This is a genomic window from Mannheimia granulomatis, from assembly GCF_013377255.1.
GTDB classification, from domain to species: Bacteria; Pseudomonadota; Gammaproteobacteria; order Enterobacterales; family Pasteurellaceae; genus Mannheimia; species Mannheimia granulomatis.
This window is the reverse complement of record NZ_CP016614.1, coordinates 349,414-367,500: the sequence shown is the minus strand read 5'-3', so window position 1 is coordinate 367,500 and position 18,087 is coordinate 349,414. Positions and strand designations below refer to the sequence as shown.

General features: G+C 40.0%; 11 protein-coding genes, 3 tRNA genes and 1 rRNA gene (1 of these 15 only partly in view). 3 read left to right on the top strand and 12 right to left on the bottom strand.

The genetic code is table 11. The features are described from left to right. The 7 genes from A6B41_RS01675 to A6B41_RS01645 form a co-directional block, all read right to left on the bottom strand. Positions 1–666: ribosomal RNA gene (locus A6B41_RS01675) — 16S ribosomal RNA — on the bottom strand; it reaches 874 nt to the left of the window's first position. Between the two features lie 203 nt (positions 667–869). Further along, positions 870–946 (bottom strand) — tRNA-Pro (locus A6B41_RS01670). A gap of 29 nt (positions 947–975) precedes the next feature. Then, a tRNA-His gene (locus tag A6B41_RS01665) sits at positions 976–1,051 on the bottom strand. 29 nt (positions 1,052–1,080) lie between these two features. Next, a tRNA-Arg gene (locus A6B41_RS01660) sits at positions 1,081–1,157 on the bottom strand. Between the two features lie 158 nt (positions 1,158–1,315). Next, positions 1,316–2,038 (bottom strand): lipopolysaccharide N-acetylmannosaminouronosyltransferase, encoded by a 723-nt coding sequence (gene wecG, locus A6B41_RS01655; protein ID WP_027073294.1) that lies wholly within the window; start codon positions 2,036–2,038, stop codon positions 1,316–1,318. Beyond that, the gene (gene wzyE / locus A6B41_RS01650; protein ID WP_032847075.1) at positions 2,038–3,303 is read right to left on the bottom strand and encodes an ECA oligosaccharide polymerase; all 1,266 of its coding nucleotides are present in this window, start codon (positions 3,301–3,303) and stop codon (positions 2,038–2,040) included. The genes wecG and wzyE overlap by 1 nt, the downstream gene beginning before the upstream one ends. Beyond that, positions 3,300–4,367 carry a TDP-N-acetylfucosamine:lipid II N-acetylfucosaminyltransferase family protein gene (locus A6B41_RS01645; RefSeq protein WP_027073296.1) on the bottom strand — a complete coding sequence of 356 codons (1,068 nt, stop codon included), beginning with the start codon at positions 4,365–4,367 and terminating at the stop codon, positions 3,300–3,302. The genes wzyE and A6B41_RS01645 overlap by 4 nt, the downstream gene beginning before the upstream one ends. A gap of 173 nt (positions 4,368–4,540) precedes the next feature. Here A6B41_RS01645 and glnA point away from each other — a divergent pair, with 173 nt between their 5' ends. Beyond that, complete coding sequence (gene glnA, locus A6B41_RS01640; RefSeq protein ID WP_027073297.1) at positions 4,541–5,962, top strand: type I glutamate--ammonia ligase; 1,422 nt, start codon at positions 4,541–4,543, stop codon at positions 5,960–5,962. A 45-nt stretch (positions 5,963–6,007) separates the two neighbouring features. On the opposite strand, the gene rffA is transcribed toward glnA, so the two are convergent. Genes rffA through wecA form a run of 5 tightly spaced genes read right to left on the bottom strand, consistent with a single transcriptional unit; the run spans position 6,008 to position 10,998 of the window. Beyond that, positions 6,008–7,159, bottom strand: a complete 1,152-nt coding sequence (gene rffA / locus A6B41_RS01635; RefSeq protein WP_027073298.1) for a dTDP-4-amino-4,6-dideoxygalactose transaminase — start codon at positions 7,157–7,159, stop codon at positions 6,008–6,010. Beyond that, positions 7,131–7,790 carry a dTDP-4-amino-4,6-dideoxy-D-galactose acyltransferase gene (gene rffC / locus A6B41_RS01630; RefSeq protein ID WP_032847078.1) on the bottom strand — a complete coding sequence of 220 codons (660 nt, stop codon included), beginning with the start codon at positions 7,788–7,790 and terminating at the stop codon, positions 7,131–7,133. The genes rffA and rffC overlap by 29 nt, the downstream gene beginning before the upstream one ends. Beyond that, positions 7,787–9,052 carry a UDP-N-acetyl-D-mannosamine dehydrogenase gene (wecC, locus tag A6B41_RS01625; RefSeq protein ID WP_084493713.1) on the bottom strand — a complete coding sequence of 422 codons (1,266 nt, stop codon included), beginning with the start codon at positions 9,050–9,052 and terminating at the stop codon, positions 7,787–7,789. The genes rffC and wecC overlap by 4 nt, the downstream gene beginning before the upstream one ends. A 50-nt stretch (positions 9,053–9,102) precedes the next feature. Further along, positions 9,103–9,915 (bottom strand): LPS chain length-determining protein, encoded by an 813-nt coding sequence (locus tag A6B41_RS01620; RefSeq protein WP_032847079.1) that lies wholly within the window; start codon positions 9,913–9,915, stop codon positions 9,103–9,105. 9 nt (positions 9,916–9,924) lie between these two features. Continuing rightward, positions 9,925–10,998, bottom strand: coding sequence for a UDP-N-acetylglucosamine--undecaprenyl-phosphate N-acetylglucosaminephosphotransferase (gene wecA, locus A6B41_RS01615; RefSeq protein ID WP_027073302.1), 1,074 nt, complete (start codon positions 10,996–10,998; stop codon positions 9,925–9,927). A 141-nt stretch (positions 10,999–11,139) separates the two neighbouring features. Between wecA and hemL the strand changes: the two genes are divergently transcribed. Both hemL and A6B41_RS01605 read left to right on the top strand, forming a co-directional pair. Continuing rightward, positions 11,140–12,420, top strand: a complete 1,281-nt coding sequence (gene hemL, locus A6B41_RS01610) for a glutamate-1-semialdehyde 2,1-aminomutase (RefSeq protein ID WP_027073303.1) — start codon at positions 11,140–11,142, stop codon at positions 12,418–12,420. A 322-nt stretch (positions 12,421–12,742) separates the two neighbouring features. Beyond that, on the top strand, positions 12,743–17,626 hold the full coding sequence (locus tag A6B41_RS01605; RefSeq protein ID WP_027073304.1) for an exo-alpha-sialidase: 4,884 nt from the start codon (positions 12,743–12,745) through the stop codon (positions 17,624–17,626). Positions 17,627–18,087 lie beyond the last annotated feature (461 nt).

Sequence of the window (18,087 nt, the reverse complement as noted above, 5' to 3'; positions counted from 1 at the left end):
CCCTAAAGTACTCTAGACTCCCAGTCTGAAATGCAATTCCCAGGTTAAGCCCGGGGATTTCACACCTCACTTAAAAGTCCGCCTGCGTGCCCTTTACGCCCAGTTATTCCGATTAACGCTCGCACCCCCCGTATTACCGCGGCTGCTGGCACGGAGTTAGCCGGTGCTTCTTCTGTAGTTAACGTCAATTGATTGTTCTATTAAAACAATCACCTTCCTCGCTACCGAAAGAACTTTACAACCCGAAGGCCTTCTTCATTCACGCGGCATGGCTGCATCAGGGTTCCCCCCATTGTGCAATATTCCCCACTGCTGCCTCCCGTAGGAGTCTGGACCGTGTCTCAGTTCCAGTGTGGCTGGTCATCCTCTCAGACCAGCTAGAGATCGTGGGCTTGGTGAGCCTTTACCTCACCAACTACCTAATCCCACTTGGGCTCATCTTATGGCAGGTGGCCAATAGGTCCCACCCTTTAGTCCACAGACATTACGCGGTATTAGCTACCGTTTCCAGTAGTTATCCCCCTCCATAAGCCAGATTCCCAAGCATTACTCACCCGTCCGCCACTCGTCAGCATTAGTACAAGTACTAATCTGTTACCGTTCGACTTGCATGTGTTAAGCCTGCCGCCAGCGTTCAATCTGAGCCATGATCAAACTCTTCAATTCAAAAAGTTTAATCGCTCAATATGTACTGACATAAAAATCACACTTTAATAAGTCAACTTATAAGTAAACTTAAAAAAGTTTAAATGAATTTCTAGTTAAGCACCTATTAAGACTTCAAAATTAAAAAATATTTCTAAAATCAAGTCAATCAACAAGTGCCCACACAGATTGTCTGATAAATTTTTAAAGAACAAAATAAAAAGTGGTCGGCGAGATAGGATTTGAACCTACGACCCACTGGTCCCAAACCAGTTGCGCTACCAAGCTGCGCTACTCGCCGTTAGTTACTCATTAAGAGTATGTTTTAAATGGGGTGGCTAATGGGATTCGAACCCACGACAACTGGAATCACAATCCAGGGCTCTACCAACTGAGCTATAGCCACCACTGTGTTGATAGTGCTGCATTGACTACTGGCGCGCTCGACAAGATTCGAACTTGCGACCTTTGGCTCCGGAGGCCAACGCTCTATCCAACTGAGCTACGAACGCGTTGTTTATATCAATTCAACTTAGTGCGTCGCAACGGAGGCGTATATTATAGATTTCATCCTCCCTTGTCTAGCACTTTTTAAAAAAAATATAAAAAAACGCATTGTTTGATTTTATTTTATTCAAAATGCGTAATAAATGTCAAAAACGCTGATTTTTTAGAGCTTGTTTGTTGCATAGTAGCAGGCATATTTAATTAAGTTTATCTGTCTTCGCCAGCGAGTAGGCTGCTTAATCAGACGATACAGCCATTCTAATCCGAGCTTTTGCCAAATTTGAGGAGCTCGTTTTACCTTACCGATAAACACATCGTAGCTTCCTCCACACCCCATATATAACGCATTTGGATATTGTTGATGAACCTTTTGGATAAAAAACTCCTGCTTTGGAGTACCCATTGCGACCGTAATTAGTTTTGCTCCACTTTGTTTAATATTATCAATCAGCTCATCTTCTTGTTCTTCGGGGAAATATCCATGCTGAGTTCCTACAATATTCACCTGCCATTTTATTAATTTTGTTTCAATAGCCTTTATCGTTTTTTCTGTTCCTCCAACTAAAAAGACTGGTACATTTAATTCGCCTGCCTTTTTCATGAGTGCTTCCCATAAATCTGCACCGGCAATCCGCTCTAGATTATGTTTGGGATATTTCTTTTTAATGGAATACACAATGCTAATACCGTCTGCATAATTCAATTCTGACTCTTGCAAAAATTTGTATAGTTTCGGATTTTGTTCTGCCAAAATCACTTTTTCTGCATTAATAGCAACCAATCTGCCTTTTTTGATCTCCTTTTCATTCATTAAGAAATTTGCAAAAATTTCTTGATTTTTAACCGCTTGCAGCTCAATTCCGCGAATGGATACTTTCTCAATCATTACTGTTTTCCTTTTGAAATCACTTTTGCGAGTAGCCAACAGAATAAAAACACGACACTGAAAAATACAAAACGGGAAACAAAAGCATCTATTCCCTCCCGCACTAATACGATTAAGTTAAAAAGATTGCCGAAACAGTATGCTTGAATTAAGGGGGAATCATAAGTTTTTCCATACACAAAAAGTTGATCCAGCCCTTTTATGACCAATGCAATAAATGCCATGCCTATACCGACCAGCCAAAAACCACCCATAATATAAAAAGAGCCAAGTAATGTTGGCGAAATAGCAAGTCCGGACTGGTTGCCTAAAAGTATTTTGGTAAAATAATTTGCCGTATTCCAAGCAATATCAGGGTGTTCCTGCCAAAGTGATTTAGGAATATAGACATAAAAATCACGCACAATAGGCATTAATCCTTGATATTCCACATTATAGCTAAACAAACGGGCTAAATTTTCCCAAGGAGAAAAAGTATCTCGACTTAAATATAAGAAAGTGTAAATTGCCTCGCTGCCCGAAACATCCAACTTATAACGAGCCAGTGCGAGGAAAAACATGGCAATCACACTAATTGCACCGGCTATCATAATAGTCGAGAAAGTCAAATAGCCATAATAAAGCCCGATTAATAAGAAAAAAGCTAAGGCTAAAGCGAGATTTGCTCGAGTGCCACCCACTGCCAAATAAGTTAAGCCACCAAATAGACTGCCGATAATCAGCAATGCCCACCATGCTTTTCTATTTCTAAAGATAAAGAAAAAAATTAGCAATGCCGGAAGAATAAAATAGAAGAAACGTTTTAACGCCACAGCTTCCACCCTATTTTTGGCAAAAAGCTGGCTGTATTTTTCCAACTTAAACAATAAGAAACCATTTAAATAAAGGAAATAAGCTAAGGAAATTAAGGCGATAAGAGCGAGTAAACAAGCGGTCGTTTTTGCTTGAAATTTTGCAAATTCATTTGCTGTTTGAGGTTGGGGAATAGTCGGTGCGAAGGCTGAGTACACCCCATAATAAACCAAATAACCGCAACCGCTTGTAACAAATACCAACCATTGATTTGAAATATCCGGCATTGAATAGTCGAACCCCAGAGCCATAACGCCAGACAGCGGAAAGCCGGCGTAAAAAGTCACAAAATAGATCAGGCTAAATAGCAAGTGAAACGAAAAGCCTTTTCTCTGGTAATCTCTGCTGATTAAAATTAAGAAACTAAAAACGGATAAGAGGTAGAATCCGCTTAGCAAAATATATTCATTCATGATTCTGTCAGTTCATTCAATCTTTGCTGCCACAGTTTAATATAACTTGGAGGGAAAAAGGTAATTTTTGCTTTATCTGTGATTTCAAGGATTTTCTTAGCATTTTGAATTTCCACCTGCGTGATCTTTGCTGTTGTTAAATAAGGCAAATTTTCTGCCTGCATATCCAAACAAAATAGGTTACTCGGATGTAATACGCAAGGAATATTATGTTGAATCAGCAAACAGATAGTACCGACACCTTGCTGACGTTCAAAATTAAAATAGCCTAGATCACAAGCGGTCAAAATAGCTAAATAATCTGCAAAATTAAGCTTATGCCGTAAAATTTGCAAATTTTCGACAGAAAATAACCGCTTGCCATATTGTTCCACTTGCTGAATGTAGCGTTCATTATTCGCGGGATACCCCATCGGTACGATAATTTTTACTTTATCACCCAAGGTTTGCCGAATATCGTTCAAGGCGGCAATATGCTTGTTAGACGGATCACCCGAGTTGCCGAGCAAAATGGTCAACCGTTCTGCTTTAGGTTTAAGCGGAAGATCGTCGCTAGACAATTTGGTGGGGAAATAAATAACGCGATCTTTTTCTGTTCTTACTCTAATATTTTTCCAAAAAAATGCCAAATCCCCTTTTGTTGCCCACACTTTTTTAATCTTTTTCTGAGCAAATCGGCGAATCGGATAAAAGAGTGTAAATTTCCAAGAATTGGCTGCTTCGTACAAATCTGCTCCCCAAATATGCCAAATCAAGTTTTGGCTTGGCATTATGCCTAAAGCGATCGCCAGCCAAATCCAAGGATTAAATTGTCCATGTAAGATAAAACAAGCGGTTGGATTTTGGCGAATTTTTGCAATTAGCGCTTTAGCCAATAAAAATTGGGAAGCAAATACATTCAAAGAAAGCGATGAAAACGCAGTTTCCAACTGCTTACCGCCCACAACGTAAAAATAATGAGATTGATTCGCTAGCTGAGGTAATAATGTTTGTTGGAAAAAAGATAATACCCTTTGGTTGTGGTGCGGAATATCCGAACCTAAAATATGATAGGTGGGCAGCATAAATGTTTTTTCTCCCAAAAATACAAGCGGTTTGATTTTAACAAAATTTTACTGTTTTACTGAAACTTCTTATCATCAATGCGCACTAAAAAACATCACATTTTCAGCTAAAAAATGCTATGATGTGTGAGTTTTTTATTTATTAATTTCGCTTAACGAGGAATACTTTTATTATGTCAAACGCAATTGCTAATGTGTCTAAACTGATTCAAGACAATGATATCAAATTTGTCTTATTAAAATTCACCGATATTAAGGGTAAAGAGCATGGTGTTTCACTACCTGTGAGTTTGGTAGCCAACGATCTTGAAGATTTATTTGAAGAAGGCAAAATGTTTGACGGCTCCTCCGTTGAAGGTTGGAAAGCAATTAACAAAGCCGATATGTTATTAATGCCAATCGCTGAGACCGCCGCTGTTGACCCCTTCGCCCGAATTCCTACTCTTACTATCCGCTGTTCCATTTATGATCCTAACACGATGCAGTCTTATGACCGCGATCCTCGCTCTATCGCACAGCGCGCTGAAAACTATTTAAAATCTACCGGCATTGCAGATAATGTCATGTTTGGTCCTGAGCCCGAATTCTTCTTATTTGATGATGTGCGTTTTAGTACGCAAATGAATAATGTTTCATACAAAATTGATGATGTCGAAGCTGCATGGAACACCAACCGCAAATTTGAAGATGGAAACAACGGATATCGCCCAATGAAAAAAGGTGGCTACTGTGCTGTGGCACCAATTGATACTGCCCATGATATCCGCAGCGAAATGTGTTTACTCATGGAAGAAATGGGCTTAGTGATTGAAGCGCATCATCACGAAGTAGCAACCGCCGGTCAAAACGAAATCGCGACCCGCTTCAACAGCCTAACCTTAAAAGCGGATGAGACCCAAATCTACAAATATATCGTACAAAACGTGGCAGTTGAACATGGTAAAACGGCATGCTTTATGCCAAAACCTTTCGCAGGTGATAACGGTTCGGGAATGCACTGTAATATGTCATTAAGCAAAGATGGCAAAAATGTGTTTATGGGTGATAAATATGCAGGCTTATCTGAAACTGCCCTTTACTATATTGGTGGCATTATCAAACACGCTAAAGCATTAAATGCGTTTACTAACCCGACAACAAACTCTTATAAACGTTTAGTACCGGGTTTTGAAGCCCCTGTGTTATTGGCTTATTCGGCAAGTAACCGTTCGGCGTCTATCCGTATTCCGGCAGTAACCAGCCCAAAAGCGACCCGTGTGGAAGCGCGCTTCCCGGATCCGATGGCAAACCCTTACCTCTGCTTTGCTGCATTATTAATGGCAGGCTTAGATGGCGTGATTAATAAAATCCATCCGGGCGATGCAATGGATAAAAATCTTTATGATCTTCCACCGGAAGAGTTAAAAGATATTCCAACGGTCGCTTCCTCTTTAGATGTTGCATTAGATGCGCTAAGTAATGATTTTGAATTCTTAACTCAAGGTGGCGTGTTCACAAAAGACTTTATTGATGCCTATATCGGTATTCGCCGTAAAGAAGTTGAACGCGTAAATATGACACCACACCCGGTCGAATTTGAACTTTACTACGCTTAATTTTTTATTATATATAGCAAAACGGCTGAGAAATCTCAGCCGTTTTTATGTCTGTTGAATAAATTCAACCACCGCTTTTATCACTCGATCCTGTTGTTTCTCAGTTAAATTATAAAACAAAGGTAACCGCACAAGCCTTTCGCTCTCTTTAGTTGTCCACTTGTCTTCTCCGCAAAAATAGCCAAACTGCCGTCCTGCCGGACTGGAGTGAAGAGGTAAATAATGAAAAACCGTCAAAATATTCCGAGATTTCATAAAATCAATAAAGGCTGTTCGTTCGTCAACATCCCGCCATTTCAAATAAAACAGATGTCCATTGGCTTTACAATTATTTGGCAAAACCGGCAACTCCAACCGCCCGGCTTGAGCAAAAGGTTGAAAAGCTTGGTAATAACGCTGCCAAAGCATTAAACGGATTTGATTGATTTTCTCCGCAACGTCCAATTGCGCATATAAATATGCCGCTTGAATTTCAGACATCAAAAAACTTGAACCGATATCTTGCCAGCGATACTTATCTACTTCACCACGAAAATATCGGCTACGGTCTGTGCCTTTTTCTCTTAATATTTCTGCCCGTTTTATCAATTTGGGATGATTAATAACAATCGCCCCACCTTCACCACCGGCACTGTAATTCTTGGTTTCGTGGAAACTGTAACAACCGATATGCCCGATTGAACCTAATGCTTTCCCGTTGTAAAACGACATCACGCCTTGAGCCGCATCTTCTACTACATAAAGCCCATATTTTTTCGCAATCGCCAGAATACTATCCATTTCGCAAGAAACGCCCGCATAATGCACCGGCACTATCACTTTGGTTTTAGCCGTAATCGCTTGTTCGATTTTCTTCTCATCAAGATTCAGCGTATCAGGACGAATATCTACAAATACAATTTTCGCCCCCCGTAATACAAATGCATTAGCAGTCGAAACAAAGGTATAGCTTGGCATAATGACTTCATCACCGGCCTGAATATCTAATAACATTGCAGACATTTCAAGTGCTGCCGTACAAGAGGGGGTTAACAGGACTTTACTGTGAGTGAGGTTCTTCTCTAACCATTGCTCGCACCGCTGAGTAAACTCCCCTCCGCCGGAAAGTCGTTTACTTTCAAGTGCTCGCTGAACATAACTAAGTTCTGTACCTACATTCGGTGGCTGATTAAATGAGATAAAATTTGAGTTTGTCATCATATTTTCGAGGATAAAACCAATAATAAATTGCCTTCACTTCAGCTCCCAAGCGTTGATATAAATGAATTGCTTTCAAATTGCTGGTTTGAGTAGAAATTTTAAGCAGTTCAGCACTGTTTTTGCTTGCCCATAAAATAGCAGCATTCAGTAATTCACAAGCAATGCCTTGCCGCTGGAATTCAGGGGCAACAGCAAGCAAGCCAATTGTCGCCTGATTTTGTTTGAGTCGAAGAGTTACCCCACCTTGAATCTCCCCCTCCTCATTTCGCTTCACTAAACAGAGATCATCAAAGCTGCCTTTTACTGCATTTGTCACCCACTCTTGGTACAAGCGTTGATTTTCTTCAATTGAAAAATAAGGAGGGCGAAAACGGCTATTCGGAAAAGCTGAACCAAAAAGCAATTGTAATGCCTCAATATCCTGAAGTGTAGCTATTTGACAAGCGGTCGTTTTTTCGGGGAATTTTGCATATTCTCCTAAATTAAGCTCAAATTCGATTTCACCCTCAACCCAAACAAAGCCCTGTTTTTGTAATTCTTCAATTTGCACTAAATCTTCTGCTCTTACTTTAACTTGTACAATCTCTCTGTCAAAAAAATCAGACAGCCATTGATCGATAGTTATCATCTTTTCCAAACTCCTCGACAATCTACAATACAAGTTTGCTGAATTTGCTCAATCGGCACATTTTTAAAAGGTTTGTGATCAACTAACAGCACCAAAATATCTGCTTGATTCAACGCCGTAGCTAAATCAACTAATTGCACTTTAGTAAGTGATAAACTTTGGATATTCGGCTCCACCGCCAGCACTCTGCCGCTATGCCAATCAGCAATTTGTTGTGTGATATTTAACGCAGGGCTTTCACGCAAATCATCAATATCAGGCTTAAAAGCTAAACCTAAGCAAGCAATAGTTAACTCACTCGGCTTGCAATCTTTTTCTATAGAACAATCAGCTAATGCCTTTTTTACCTTTTCTATTACCCACTGTGGCTTACTGTTATTTACTTCTCTTGCCGTACGAACTAACCTAGCTAATTGAGGAGACTGAGAAACAATAAACCAAGGATCGACAGCAATACAATGCCCTCCAACACCGGCACTCGGCTGTAGAATATTAACTCTTGGATGCCGATTGGCAAGCTCAATTAGCTCCCACACGTTAATACCAAGCTCATCGCAAATCATCGAAAGTTCATTGGCAAAAGCAATATTCACATCACGGAAACTATTTTCTACCAACTTACACATTTCTGCGGTTCGGGCATCGGTTTGTATGCAATTGCCCTTTGCAAAAATTTGATAAAAATCGACCGCTTGCTCGCTACATTTTGGTGTTAATCCTCCAATTACTCGGTCATTTTCAAACAGTTCTGTCATGACCTTGCCGGGCAATACACGTTCCGGACAATAGGCAATATAAATATCCGCTTCGTTTTTCGTATCAAGCTGAAAGCGTAAATCAGAACGAGCTTGCTTAAACCATTGTGCAATCTGTTCTGTTGTACCAATCGGTGAGGTCGATTCTAACACCACTAAATTGCCTTGACGTAAATGCGGAGCTATCGCCATAGCAGCGGATTGAATATAAGACAAATCAGGCTGATAATCAGCGGTTAGTGGTGTGGGAACGGCAATAACAAAAGCATCAGCAGGCTGTACCTCGCCAGTTGCAAAAAACAGACCGTTTTTGACCGCTTGTTGTACTAATTCTTGTAATTGCGGCTCAACAAAATGCACTTTTCCTTGATTTACCGTTTTAACCACCTGTGGATTAATGTCAACGCCTATTACCTGTTTACCACTATTAGCAAAAGCCACGGCGGTAGGTAATCCAATATAGCCCAGCCCAACAATGCAAATAGTGTTAAATTCAATTTTCCGCATTTCTATTCCTCAAATAGAAATGGCACACTGAGCTTGTGTGCCATTTTTCATTAAAGAGTTTCAACTTGTTGAACCAACTGCGACTTTCTTGCCTTTACCGCAAAACTCAATATAAAACCGATAACTAATCCGCTTAACGCCCCTATCATCAACCAGAACCAGCGGTCAGGAGATATCGGATTTAACGGAATACTAGGTGATTTCACCAAACGATAAGTAGTTAAAACATTATCCAAAGGCTGAACTGAACGCATCATTTGTAATTTAGCACTCCAATCGTTTGTGCTTTGTTTCGCACCTAAATTCAATTCTGCTGCGGCTTTAATTTGCTGGAAAAGCACTTTCCATTTTGCAATTAAATCAGCATTTAATTTCTCGCGAGCCTGCAAGTTTGCCAACAGAATAAATTCATTCAATAATTTTTGTGCTTCCTCAGGGTTTTCTGAAATTAAACTGAACGTATCTGCCGAAACTGCCGAATCTTTCTCAAAGCTAAATTGTGTTGCCAGCTGACTTGCCATCATAGTTGCCGATTTATTTTCAAGCTGCGCTTTTAGTTTTACGGCTTCCGTTTGAGCCAGATAATTTTGTAATAAATCCGCTGACGTCAGATTGCGTTTAAATTCCGCATAAACCTCTGCCACCACATCTTTCTGTAAATTCGCTTCTTGGTTATTGGTATTTAAGAAAGTATAGGTTGATAACAAAGAGTAGTAATTGCCTAAATCAGGCACAGCAGGTTGCTCAAGCTGTGCAGTTACTTTCCACTTCTCAGTCTGTGAATAACTTGCCCCATAACCTACTGCCGCACCAATAGCAGTGAGCAACAAAATAACCAGAAGACGGTAAAATAATGTTCGCATTTATATTCCTTATATATTATTAATTCGTTGATTACGCTTGGCTCGGCGTTTTAAGCGTCGAACAAAACGGGTTACTCGCCATGCATGGGTAATCGAATAAGCATAAAGCAAAAATAGGCCAAGAAACATTAACATCATTACCCATTGGTTCCAGTAATAAACTTCTCCCAACACGCCGATAGTCGAACAAAATGCTGCCCATAGCGTAATCACTAGCAATGCTTGACGAGAAGTTAAGCCTGCTCGCATCATTAAATGATGCAAATGCAAGCGGTCAGGTTTGAACGGACTTTTACCTTTTTTCAAACGACGAATAATAACCGCCACCATATCAATTAACGGCACCGCGATAAGCCATAAACCGGTAATCGGACTAATCGGAGAGCCTTGACCTTGGGTGCTGAGTAATAAAATCCAAATAATGGTAAAACCGATTAACATACTACCAGAGTCGCCCATAAACACTTTCCATTTTGCCCCAAACAAGCTTAAATTAAACATCGCATAAGGCAGTAGCACAAATATAATCGCAAAGCACCAATAACCCAAACTCGGCTCGCCATTAATAAACATTAATGTGCCAAGACCGGCAAAACTCACGCAGGAAAGTCCGGCTAATAAGCCATCAATCCCATCAACCATATTGAAGGCATTAATCACGCCAATTGTGATGAAAACGGTAAATACAATTCCTAGCCAGCCAAGTTCAATACTAAACGGTGCGATAATTTGCCCTAAACTTTCTAGCGATAAACCACTATAAATCATAGCCCCGGCTAAACCGGCTTGAATACCTGCCCGTAATAACGGGCTAACATCAAATCGGTCGTCTAATACACCGATGATTAATAAAATCGTCACCGCCGAAAGGTATAATTCAGGCAATCGCATATCTTGCCATTGCATAAAATAGAAGGTTAGATTGCCCAAAAATAGCGCAATACCGCCAATTAACGGGATTAATCCTTGATGACGTTTACGGAAGTTAGGCTTATCGACTAAACCAATAAATTCCGCTACCGGTCTCATAACGATTAATGATAAAAACGAAACAATAAATACGGTTAGAAAAGTAAGCCACATCGTGGGATTACCTCAGAAAATAAGCAAGAAAATAGGTAATCAGAATATCATAAGGTAGCAAAGTCGTAAAATTTTTTAGCGAAAATCGAGGCTTTTCAGTACAATAGTCAGCAAATTTATAAAAATCAAAAAGGAATCATTATGTCAATGTCAGAGAAACTGTTTGAACAAGCACAAAAAGTTATTCCGGGGGGAGTAAATTCTCCTGTTAGAGCCTTTAAAGGGGTTGGTGGCACACCTGTTTTTATTGAAAAAGCACAAGGGGCTTATATTATCGACAGTGATGGAAAACAGTATATTGATTATGTCGGCTCTTGGGGACCAATGGTATTGGGGCATAACCATCCATCAATTATTGATGCGGTATTAAAAGCAGTACCGAACGGATTAAGTTTCGGTACGCCAACAGCAGCGGAGATCACACTTGCCGAATTAGTCTGTAAATTAGTCCCTTCTATTGAAATGGTAAGAATGGTCAGTTCAGGCACAGAGGCCACAATGTCTGCTATTCGCTTGGCTCGTGGATATACAGGTCGGGATAAAATTATTAAATTTGAAGGCTGTTATCACGGGCATTCTGATTCTCTGTTAGTTAAAGCAGGGTCAGGCGCTTTGACCCTTGGTCAGCCAAGTGGCCCAGGCGTACCGGCAGATTTCGCAAAACATACCCTTACTTGCACCTATAATGATTTAGATTCAGTTAAAGCTGCTTTTGAACAATACCCAACTGAAATTGCCTGCTTAATTGTTGAACCTGTTGCCGGCAATATGAACTGCATTCCACCGCAAAACGGTTTCTTACAAGGCTTACGTGAACTTTGCACACAATACGGTGCGGTCTTTATTATTGATGAAGTGATGACAGGATTCCGTGTGGCATTAGGCGGTGCACAATCTTACTACGGCGTTACTCCAGATTTAACCACACTTGGTAAAATTATCGGTGGTGGTATGCCGGTCGGTGCTTTCGGAGGTAAAAAAGAGATAATGGAATACATCGCCCCAACCGGCCCTGTTTATCAAGCAGGTACACTTTCAGGCAACCCGATTGCAATGGCTGCCGGTTTGGCTTGCTTAACCGAATTATCGAAATCCGGCAATGAAGAAACGCTCGCACTCAAAACCAAAACATTAGCAGAAGGTTTTAAAGCCCTTGCTGATAAACACAATGTGCCATTAACAGTGCAATATGTCGGTGGAATGTTTGGCTTGTTCTTCACCGAACAAAAAGCAGTAAATAACTTCCAAGAAGTGATGAAATGCGATGCGGCTAAATTCAACCGTTTCTTCCGCTTAATGCTTGAACAAGGTGTATATCTTGCACCATCTGCATTTGAAGCCGGTTTTATGTCTTTAGCTCACTCAGATGCTGATATTGCCCATACGTTAGATGCGGCAGATAAGGCGTTCGCTCAGCTATAAATAATTGCAAGCGGTTGAATTTTGAGAAAAATTTACACACAATAGATAAAATCCTCAAAATTAACCGCTTTTTCCGAAATACTTATAAAAAACGCTTTCAATTGAATTATTTTAAATAGAATAATAATTGTCACCCGATCAAATTCTTATCGAAAAAAAGACCCCATTTCGAACAAAAAAAAACCAAAAAGAGCAGAAAACGACCAACCACTTAATCTTTCTGTGAAGCCGCTCTCGAATTTTCACTCCACTATTTTACTCTATTTTGAAAAATTACTATCTTAATGGGCGATTATGCGATCACCTATTAGGAGAAAGTTCTATGAAAAAGCAAACAAAAACTTGGCTTAAACAAACTGCTATTGCGGGATTTGTCGCTACGACGTTAGGGAATACAGCACAGGCTGAAATGATTTTCCAGCACAGTTCAACTAAGAGCTTAGGTAGTATGAATATCACTTCACAATTGGCGGAGGACACTTTTAAACTAGAAAATGGCTCAATTACTTTCCGAGTGAGGAATGTAGCACAAGCCCCTGCTAGATCTAACGGAGCTATTCAAAATGTTTTTGGTACCTTAATGGGTGTAACCAGCTCTTCGGCAGACAGAAATTACCTTTGGTTTTACAGTCGTTTAGATAGTAATAATAATGAGTATATCGGTTTAGAGATTAGAAACGCCCAAGGTAATCTTGTTCCGAATACTGATCTATTAACTGTTGCAGCACCTAGAAATTTAGGTGAGTATAGAACAATTACTTATACATTTGATAAAGAAGCAGGACAAATTAAAATTTATGTAAATGGGCAATTACAAAAAACCTCTAATTCGTCTAAGTTCTTTAATGATGTAGCAGAGTTAAATACCGTCGCATTAGGAAGAGCATTACGTTCACAGGAAAATCCTTTAGCAGGCGATATTCTTTATGCAGATATCACCAAAAATGTACTCAATGCTGATGAAATTAATACCAAACATCAGCAGCTTGTCGAAGCACAAAATACTGCTTTTGAACGCCGTAACCTTTTTGGTGCAGAGAAAACGGAAAAATATGAAATATTTAAACCGGGCCAAGGTGGTGCTAACAGTTACCGCATTCCATCTCTTTTTACAACGCAAAAAGGTACAGTGATTGCTGCAACTGACAAACGTCATCAACATGCTGGAGACTGGGGAAATATTGATACAGTAATTCGTCGTAGTACTGACGGTGGTAAAACTTGGGGAGAAGATCAGGTAATTTTAGATTTAGCCTCACAAAATTATGGTACGGAAAACTCGGCATTTTTAATCGATCCTCTAGTCGTACAAGATAAAAATACCGGTCGGATTTTTATGCTGGTAGATATGTTCCCTGAAATGCGAGGACTTTTCGGCTTTGGTGCAGGAGCAGAGCCTGACGGTACCGGTTATAAAAACATTGGTGGAACACATTATCGGGTTTTAACTGATACTGCTGGTAATCAATACACAGTACGTGAAAATGGGGTTGTGTATAACGAAGATAATCAGGCAACCGACTATCGTGTAGTGATGGAAGGTAATCGTGAGATTGCCTATAAAGATTTGGGCGACCTTTATCAAGGTGAAACTCGTTTAGGTAATATTTTTTTAAATACCCGTCATGCAGGTAACGATTCCGCACCATTAGTTGCAAAAAGAACCAGCTATCTCTGGTTAATTCATAGTGATGATGACGGTGAAACTTGGTCAAATCCTGTGGATATTACCCCGCAGGTCAAAGCTGATTGGATGCAATTTATGGGGGTTGGCCCGGGCAACGGTATTCAACTAAAAAACGGTAACTTAGTAATGCCTGTATACTACACCAACAATGTAGGTAAATTACAAGGCTCTCAAACTGCCGCGGTCATTATCAGCCGTGATGGCGGTAAAACTTGGGAACGTGGTGAAGCACCAACCGACCGCTGGGAGGCAGCAAATGGCGGCAGTCGCTTATTAAATAGCTACTATAAACAAACAACTGAGTCGCAGCTTATTGAACTTGATAACGGGGAAATAAAAATGTTCTCCCGTAACTTAATTGACGGCAAGAAAAAAGTAGTTATCTCTACCAGTAAAGATGGCGGCTATAGCTGGACAAATTCTAAAGTACTTGATGATGTATTGCTTGATCCTTATTCACAGATGTCTGTCATCAAATACTCCAAGCGAATTAACGGCAAGGAGATCGTGATTTTTGCTAATCCTCACTCAACTACACGCAGTAATGGTAAAGTATGGTTGGGCGAAGTACAAGATGATGGCTCAATTGTCTGGAAATACAGCACTAACATTACCGTAGGTACGTCTTATTCCTATAATAGTTTAACAGAGTTGCCGAATGGTGATATTGGTTTACTTTATGAAGAGGTTCAAGGGCAAAATATCCAATATGTGCGTCTGAATATCCAAGAACTGGTATGGCATGATAATTTTGTCCATCGTGATATTCGTAATCCTGACAATAAAGAAGTGAATTTAAATGACTCTGCCGATCAAACATTCTACAAAATCGGTGATGGTGAGATGATTCAAGTCGGTACAGGAATTAACTTATCACACTTAGTGGTTGAAGAAGGATTGGCAACATTAAGCCAAAAAGCCAATGAGCAAAATGAAAAGCAGGCATTTAGTAGCGTAAAAGTAAATAAAAACGGTACGGTACGTTTAGGTAGTGCCGATCAAGTAAATTTAAGCAGCCTCACGCTTAATCAAGGTACGCTGGATCTGAACGGCAATCAAATTGTGATTGATGATGTGACTCAACCTCCTACAGGGCTTCGTGCGGAAACCATTAACGGCAACATAATTAACCAAAACAGTGAAACCGAAGCAGGATTAACTATTGCTTTGAACGGTAGTCGTCAAATTAACGGTATTTTCGGTGATAAGAGCGGAAAAGTAAATCTGGCTTATCAACCAACAGAAAAAGAGGCTAATCTTGTCTTAGCAGGAAACTCTTTGCTTAATGTGATTGATGTAAACAAAGGTACCATCACTTATGCAGCAGATACCACACATCAAGCCAAAGAAGCGGTTTTGACCGAGGCAAACTTAGTACTTACGGACGGTAGTACAGTGAATATCGAACACACGAAATTGGATAAATTGAGTAATCTTGTTGTTCACAATACAGATAAAACAGTGCAACTAACAACTAATGTGAGTGGAGAAGGGAATTTCGTTAAAAGTGGCACCGGTGCGTTAAAATTAAACGCTAATCTAAACCATGTAGGCTTAACCGAGTTGAGAGAAGGTAATATTGATTTACAAGGTACAATCAAAGGCAGCATAGTAGTATTAGGTAATCGTGCGGTACTAAGCGGGAACGGCAAAATTGATACACACAGCGTATGGGCAAAAGGAGCGGTAATTGAACCGGCTGCTCAACAGCCAATTGTCAATAGTGGTAGAGCATTCCGTAATGCAAACTCCTTCACTCCACAGACTTTAACCTTTAGTAGCGTTAACTCATTGGGTGCTGATTTAGTATTACGGATCAATAACATCTTCCAAAATATGCAACGTTGGGATCACGACCGTGTGATTATTGAAGGTGACTTAACTACTACCGAACCAAACCGTGTTGAAGCCAAACTACTAGGCACAGAAAAAGGTGTATCGGATAAAAACCAAAATGGCCAATATGATGCCGATGAAGGTTTGTCGTTGGTACAGGTTAAAGGCAATGGTGAGTTAGGGCAGTTTGTTCTGAATAAAGCAACTGCAAGCGGTGCAGATGTAAGCGATATTTACAAATTTACTCTCGTAAGTGTCGATAAAAAAGTCAATGGTAATGACTACTATGATTACCGTCTACAAAATCTATTGATTGATGAAGAAGGTAACAGCCCTGAATCTGTCATTCGCTACACCGAACCAACTCCATCCACACTGGAAAATAATAATCCGAATAGTGGTGAAAGTACTGATAATCCGGCCGGTGGACACAGCGTAGATATAGGCAATACATCAAATCCGAATAGCAGTGAAAGTACTGATAATCCGATCGATGGAAACAGAGGAGATACAGATAACACTTCAACTCTGAATGGTGGTGAAAGCACTGATAATTCGGTCAGTAGAAACAGTGAAGATACAGTTAACATCTCAAATCCAAGTAGTGGCAATAATGCTAATAATCCAGTCGATAGAAACGACGGAGATATAGACAGCACCTCAAATCCGAATAGTAGTAAAAATACTGATAATCCGATCGGTGGAAACAGCGGAGATATAGGCAATGCCTCAAATCCAAGTAACACGGATAATACAATGCCCAAACCAACCCATCGTGCAGCGATTAACAGTCGAGTTCCGTCTTATTTAGTTGCACCTATTGCAATGTATAATCACGGCAATTTGATTCGTCAACAATTTATGGCAAATCTCTGGACACATGATAAAAGAGGTTTCTATGTCAGCCAACAAAATGGTAACAGCCGTTATGACTCTAATCTATCCTTTATCGACTATGGCTATAACTTTAAAGCCAAACAAAGTAGTACCTTGTTTGGCGGCTATCTACCAATTGGTGTGAACAGTGAGCTACATTTAGGACTTGCTTTTGGTAAGTATAGTGTCAATCCACAGGCGGCAGACGGTTGGAGTGAAACTCGTTATAAATCGACCTCCTTTATGGCTGCGTTACATAATCAGTGGGATAATCTGATTGTTAATGCAAGTATTGGTTACCACCTACAAAAAGGTAAGCTCCATACTGCTGATGCTCAAAATGTTGCCAGCATAAAAGGTAAACAACTCCAAGCATCGGGAGAAGTTGGTTATCAAATTCCATTGGGCAATGTGGCAGTTACACCGGTTTGGGGATTAACTTACCAACAAATGAAAACTTCAACAAACAACCGAGTGGGTAATTGGGCGGTAAATATTGATCCGTTTAAAGTCTTTACCCAGCATATTGGAGCAAACCTGAGTTGGAAAGGTGATCGAATTCGTTTAAATACCGGAGTATTCTATGAACATCAACATAGTCGTGGAGGAAAAGTCGCGATTCAAGCTAACCAAACCGAGCAATTTAAATCTGGCAGTTTAGGCAGCGGATTAGTATTTAAATTAAACGGTGATATTGCACTAACCGAGCAGTTCTTTATTGAACTTGGTGTAGCTCATCGCAAAGCGTTAGATAAAGCGAAAATCCATCAAACACAGTTCAATGCAAAATTAGAATACCGCTTCTAAATCATCTCCCCAAGTCAGATAGGTTGGGGAGTGATAAAATTTGCAAAAAAGCATAGTAGATAAAATTGAGTCTACTTTCCTAATGAAATAGCCATAATGGACATTTTGCGTCTGTTATGGCTTTGCATTTTTCGACAGTTTTTTGACCGCTTGTTGAAGCATATTTTGTATCTGTTGCCAATTTAGATGACGGCTAACTTTTATTCGGTAGTATAAATCTGTTTGGAATGCAAGACAGCTAGCCTGCTTATACCTGAATATTGATACTGAATAATCCGACCTCTTTATTGGGTAGTTGGGAATGATGAAGAGTTGAAAATGTCATGTTGAGCTTCCGAATAGAAATCAATGACTTGGTATTTGAAACATTGGTTATATTTAAGCATAAAAATCTGCACCTTAATCCGTTGGAGATTTAGTCCAACTTTTAGGGTGCAGATCATTTTCCTATCAGATTTTCT

Coding starts and splice junctions, on each gene's coding strand:
- A6B41_RS01620 (WP_032847079.1), bottom strand. CDS start 9,915: ATGCGAACATTATTTTACCGTCTTCTGGTTATTTTGTTGCTCACTGCT.
- wecC (WP_084493713.1), bottom strand. CDS start 9,052: ATGCGGAAAATTGAATTTAACACTATTTGCATTGTTGGGCTGGGCTAT.
- rffA (WP_027073298.1), bottom strand. CDS start 7,159: ATGACAAACTCAAATTTTATCTCATTTAATCAGCCACCGAATGTAGGT.
- rffC (WP_032847078.1), bottom strand. CDS start 7,790: ATGATAACTATCGATCAATGGCTGTCTGATTTTTTTGACAGAGAGATT.
- wecG (WP_027073294.1), bottom strand. CDS start 2,038: ATGATTGAGAAAGTATCCATTCGCGGAATTGAGCTGCAAGCGGTTAAA.
- A6B41_RS01645 (WP_027073296.1), bottom strand. CDS start 4,367: ATGCTGCCCACCTATCATATTTTAGGTTCGGATATTCCGCACCACAAC.
- wecA (WP_027073302.1), bottom strand. CDS start 10,998: ATGTGGCTTACTTTTCTAACCGTATTTATTGTTTCGTTTTTATCATTA.
- hemL (WP_027073303.1), top strand. CDS start 11,140: ATGTCAATGTCAGAGAAACTGTTTGAACAAGCACAAAAAGTTATTCCG.
- wzyE (WP_032847075.1), bottom strand. CDS start 3,303: ATGAATGAATATATTTTGCTAAGCGGATTCTACCTCTTATCCGTTTTT.
- glnA (WP_027073297.1), top strand. CDS start 4,541: ATGTCAAACGCAATTGCTAATGTGTCTAAACTGATTCAAGACAATGAT.
- A6B41_RS01605 (WP_027073304.1), top strand. CDS start 12,743: ATGAAAAAGCAAACAAAAACTTGGCTTAAACAAACTGCTATTGCGGGA.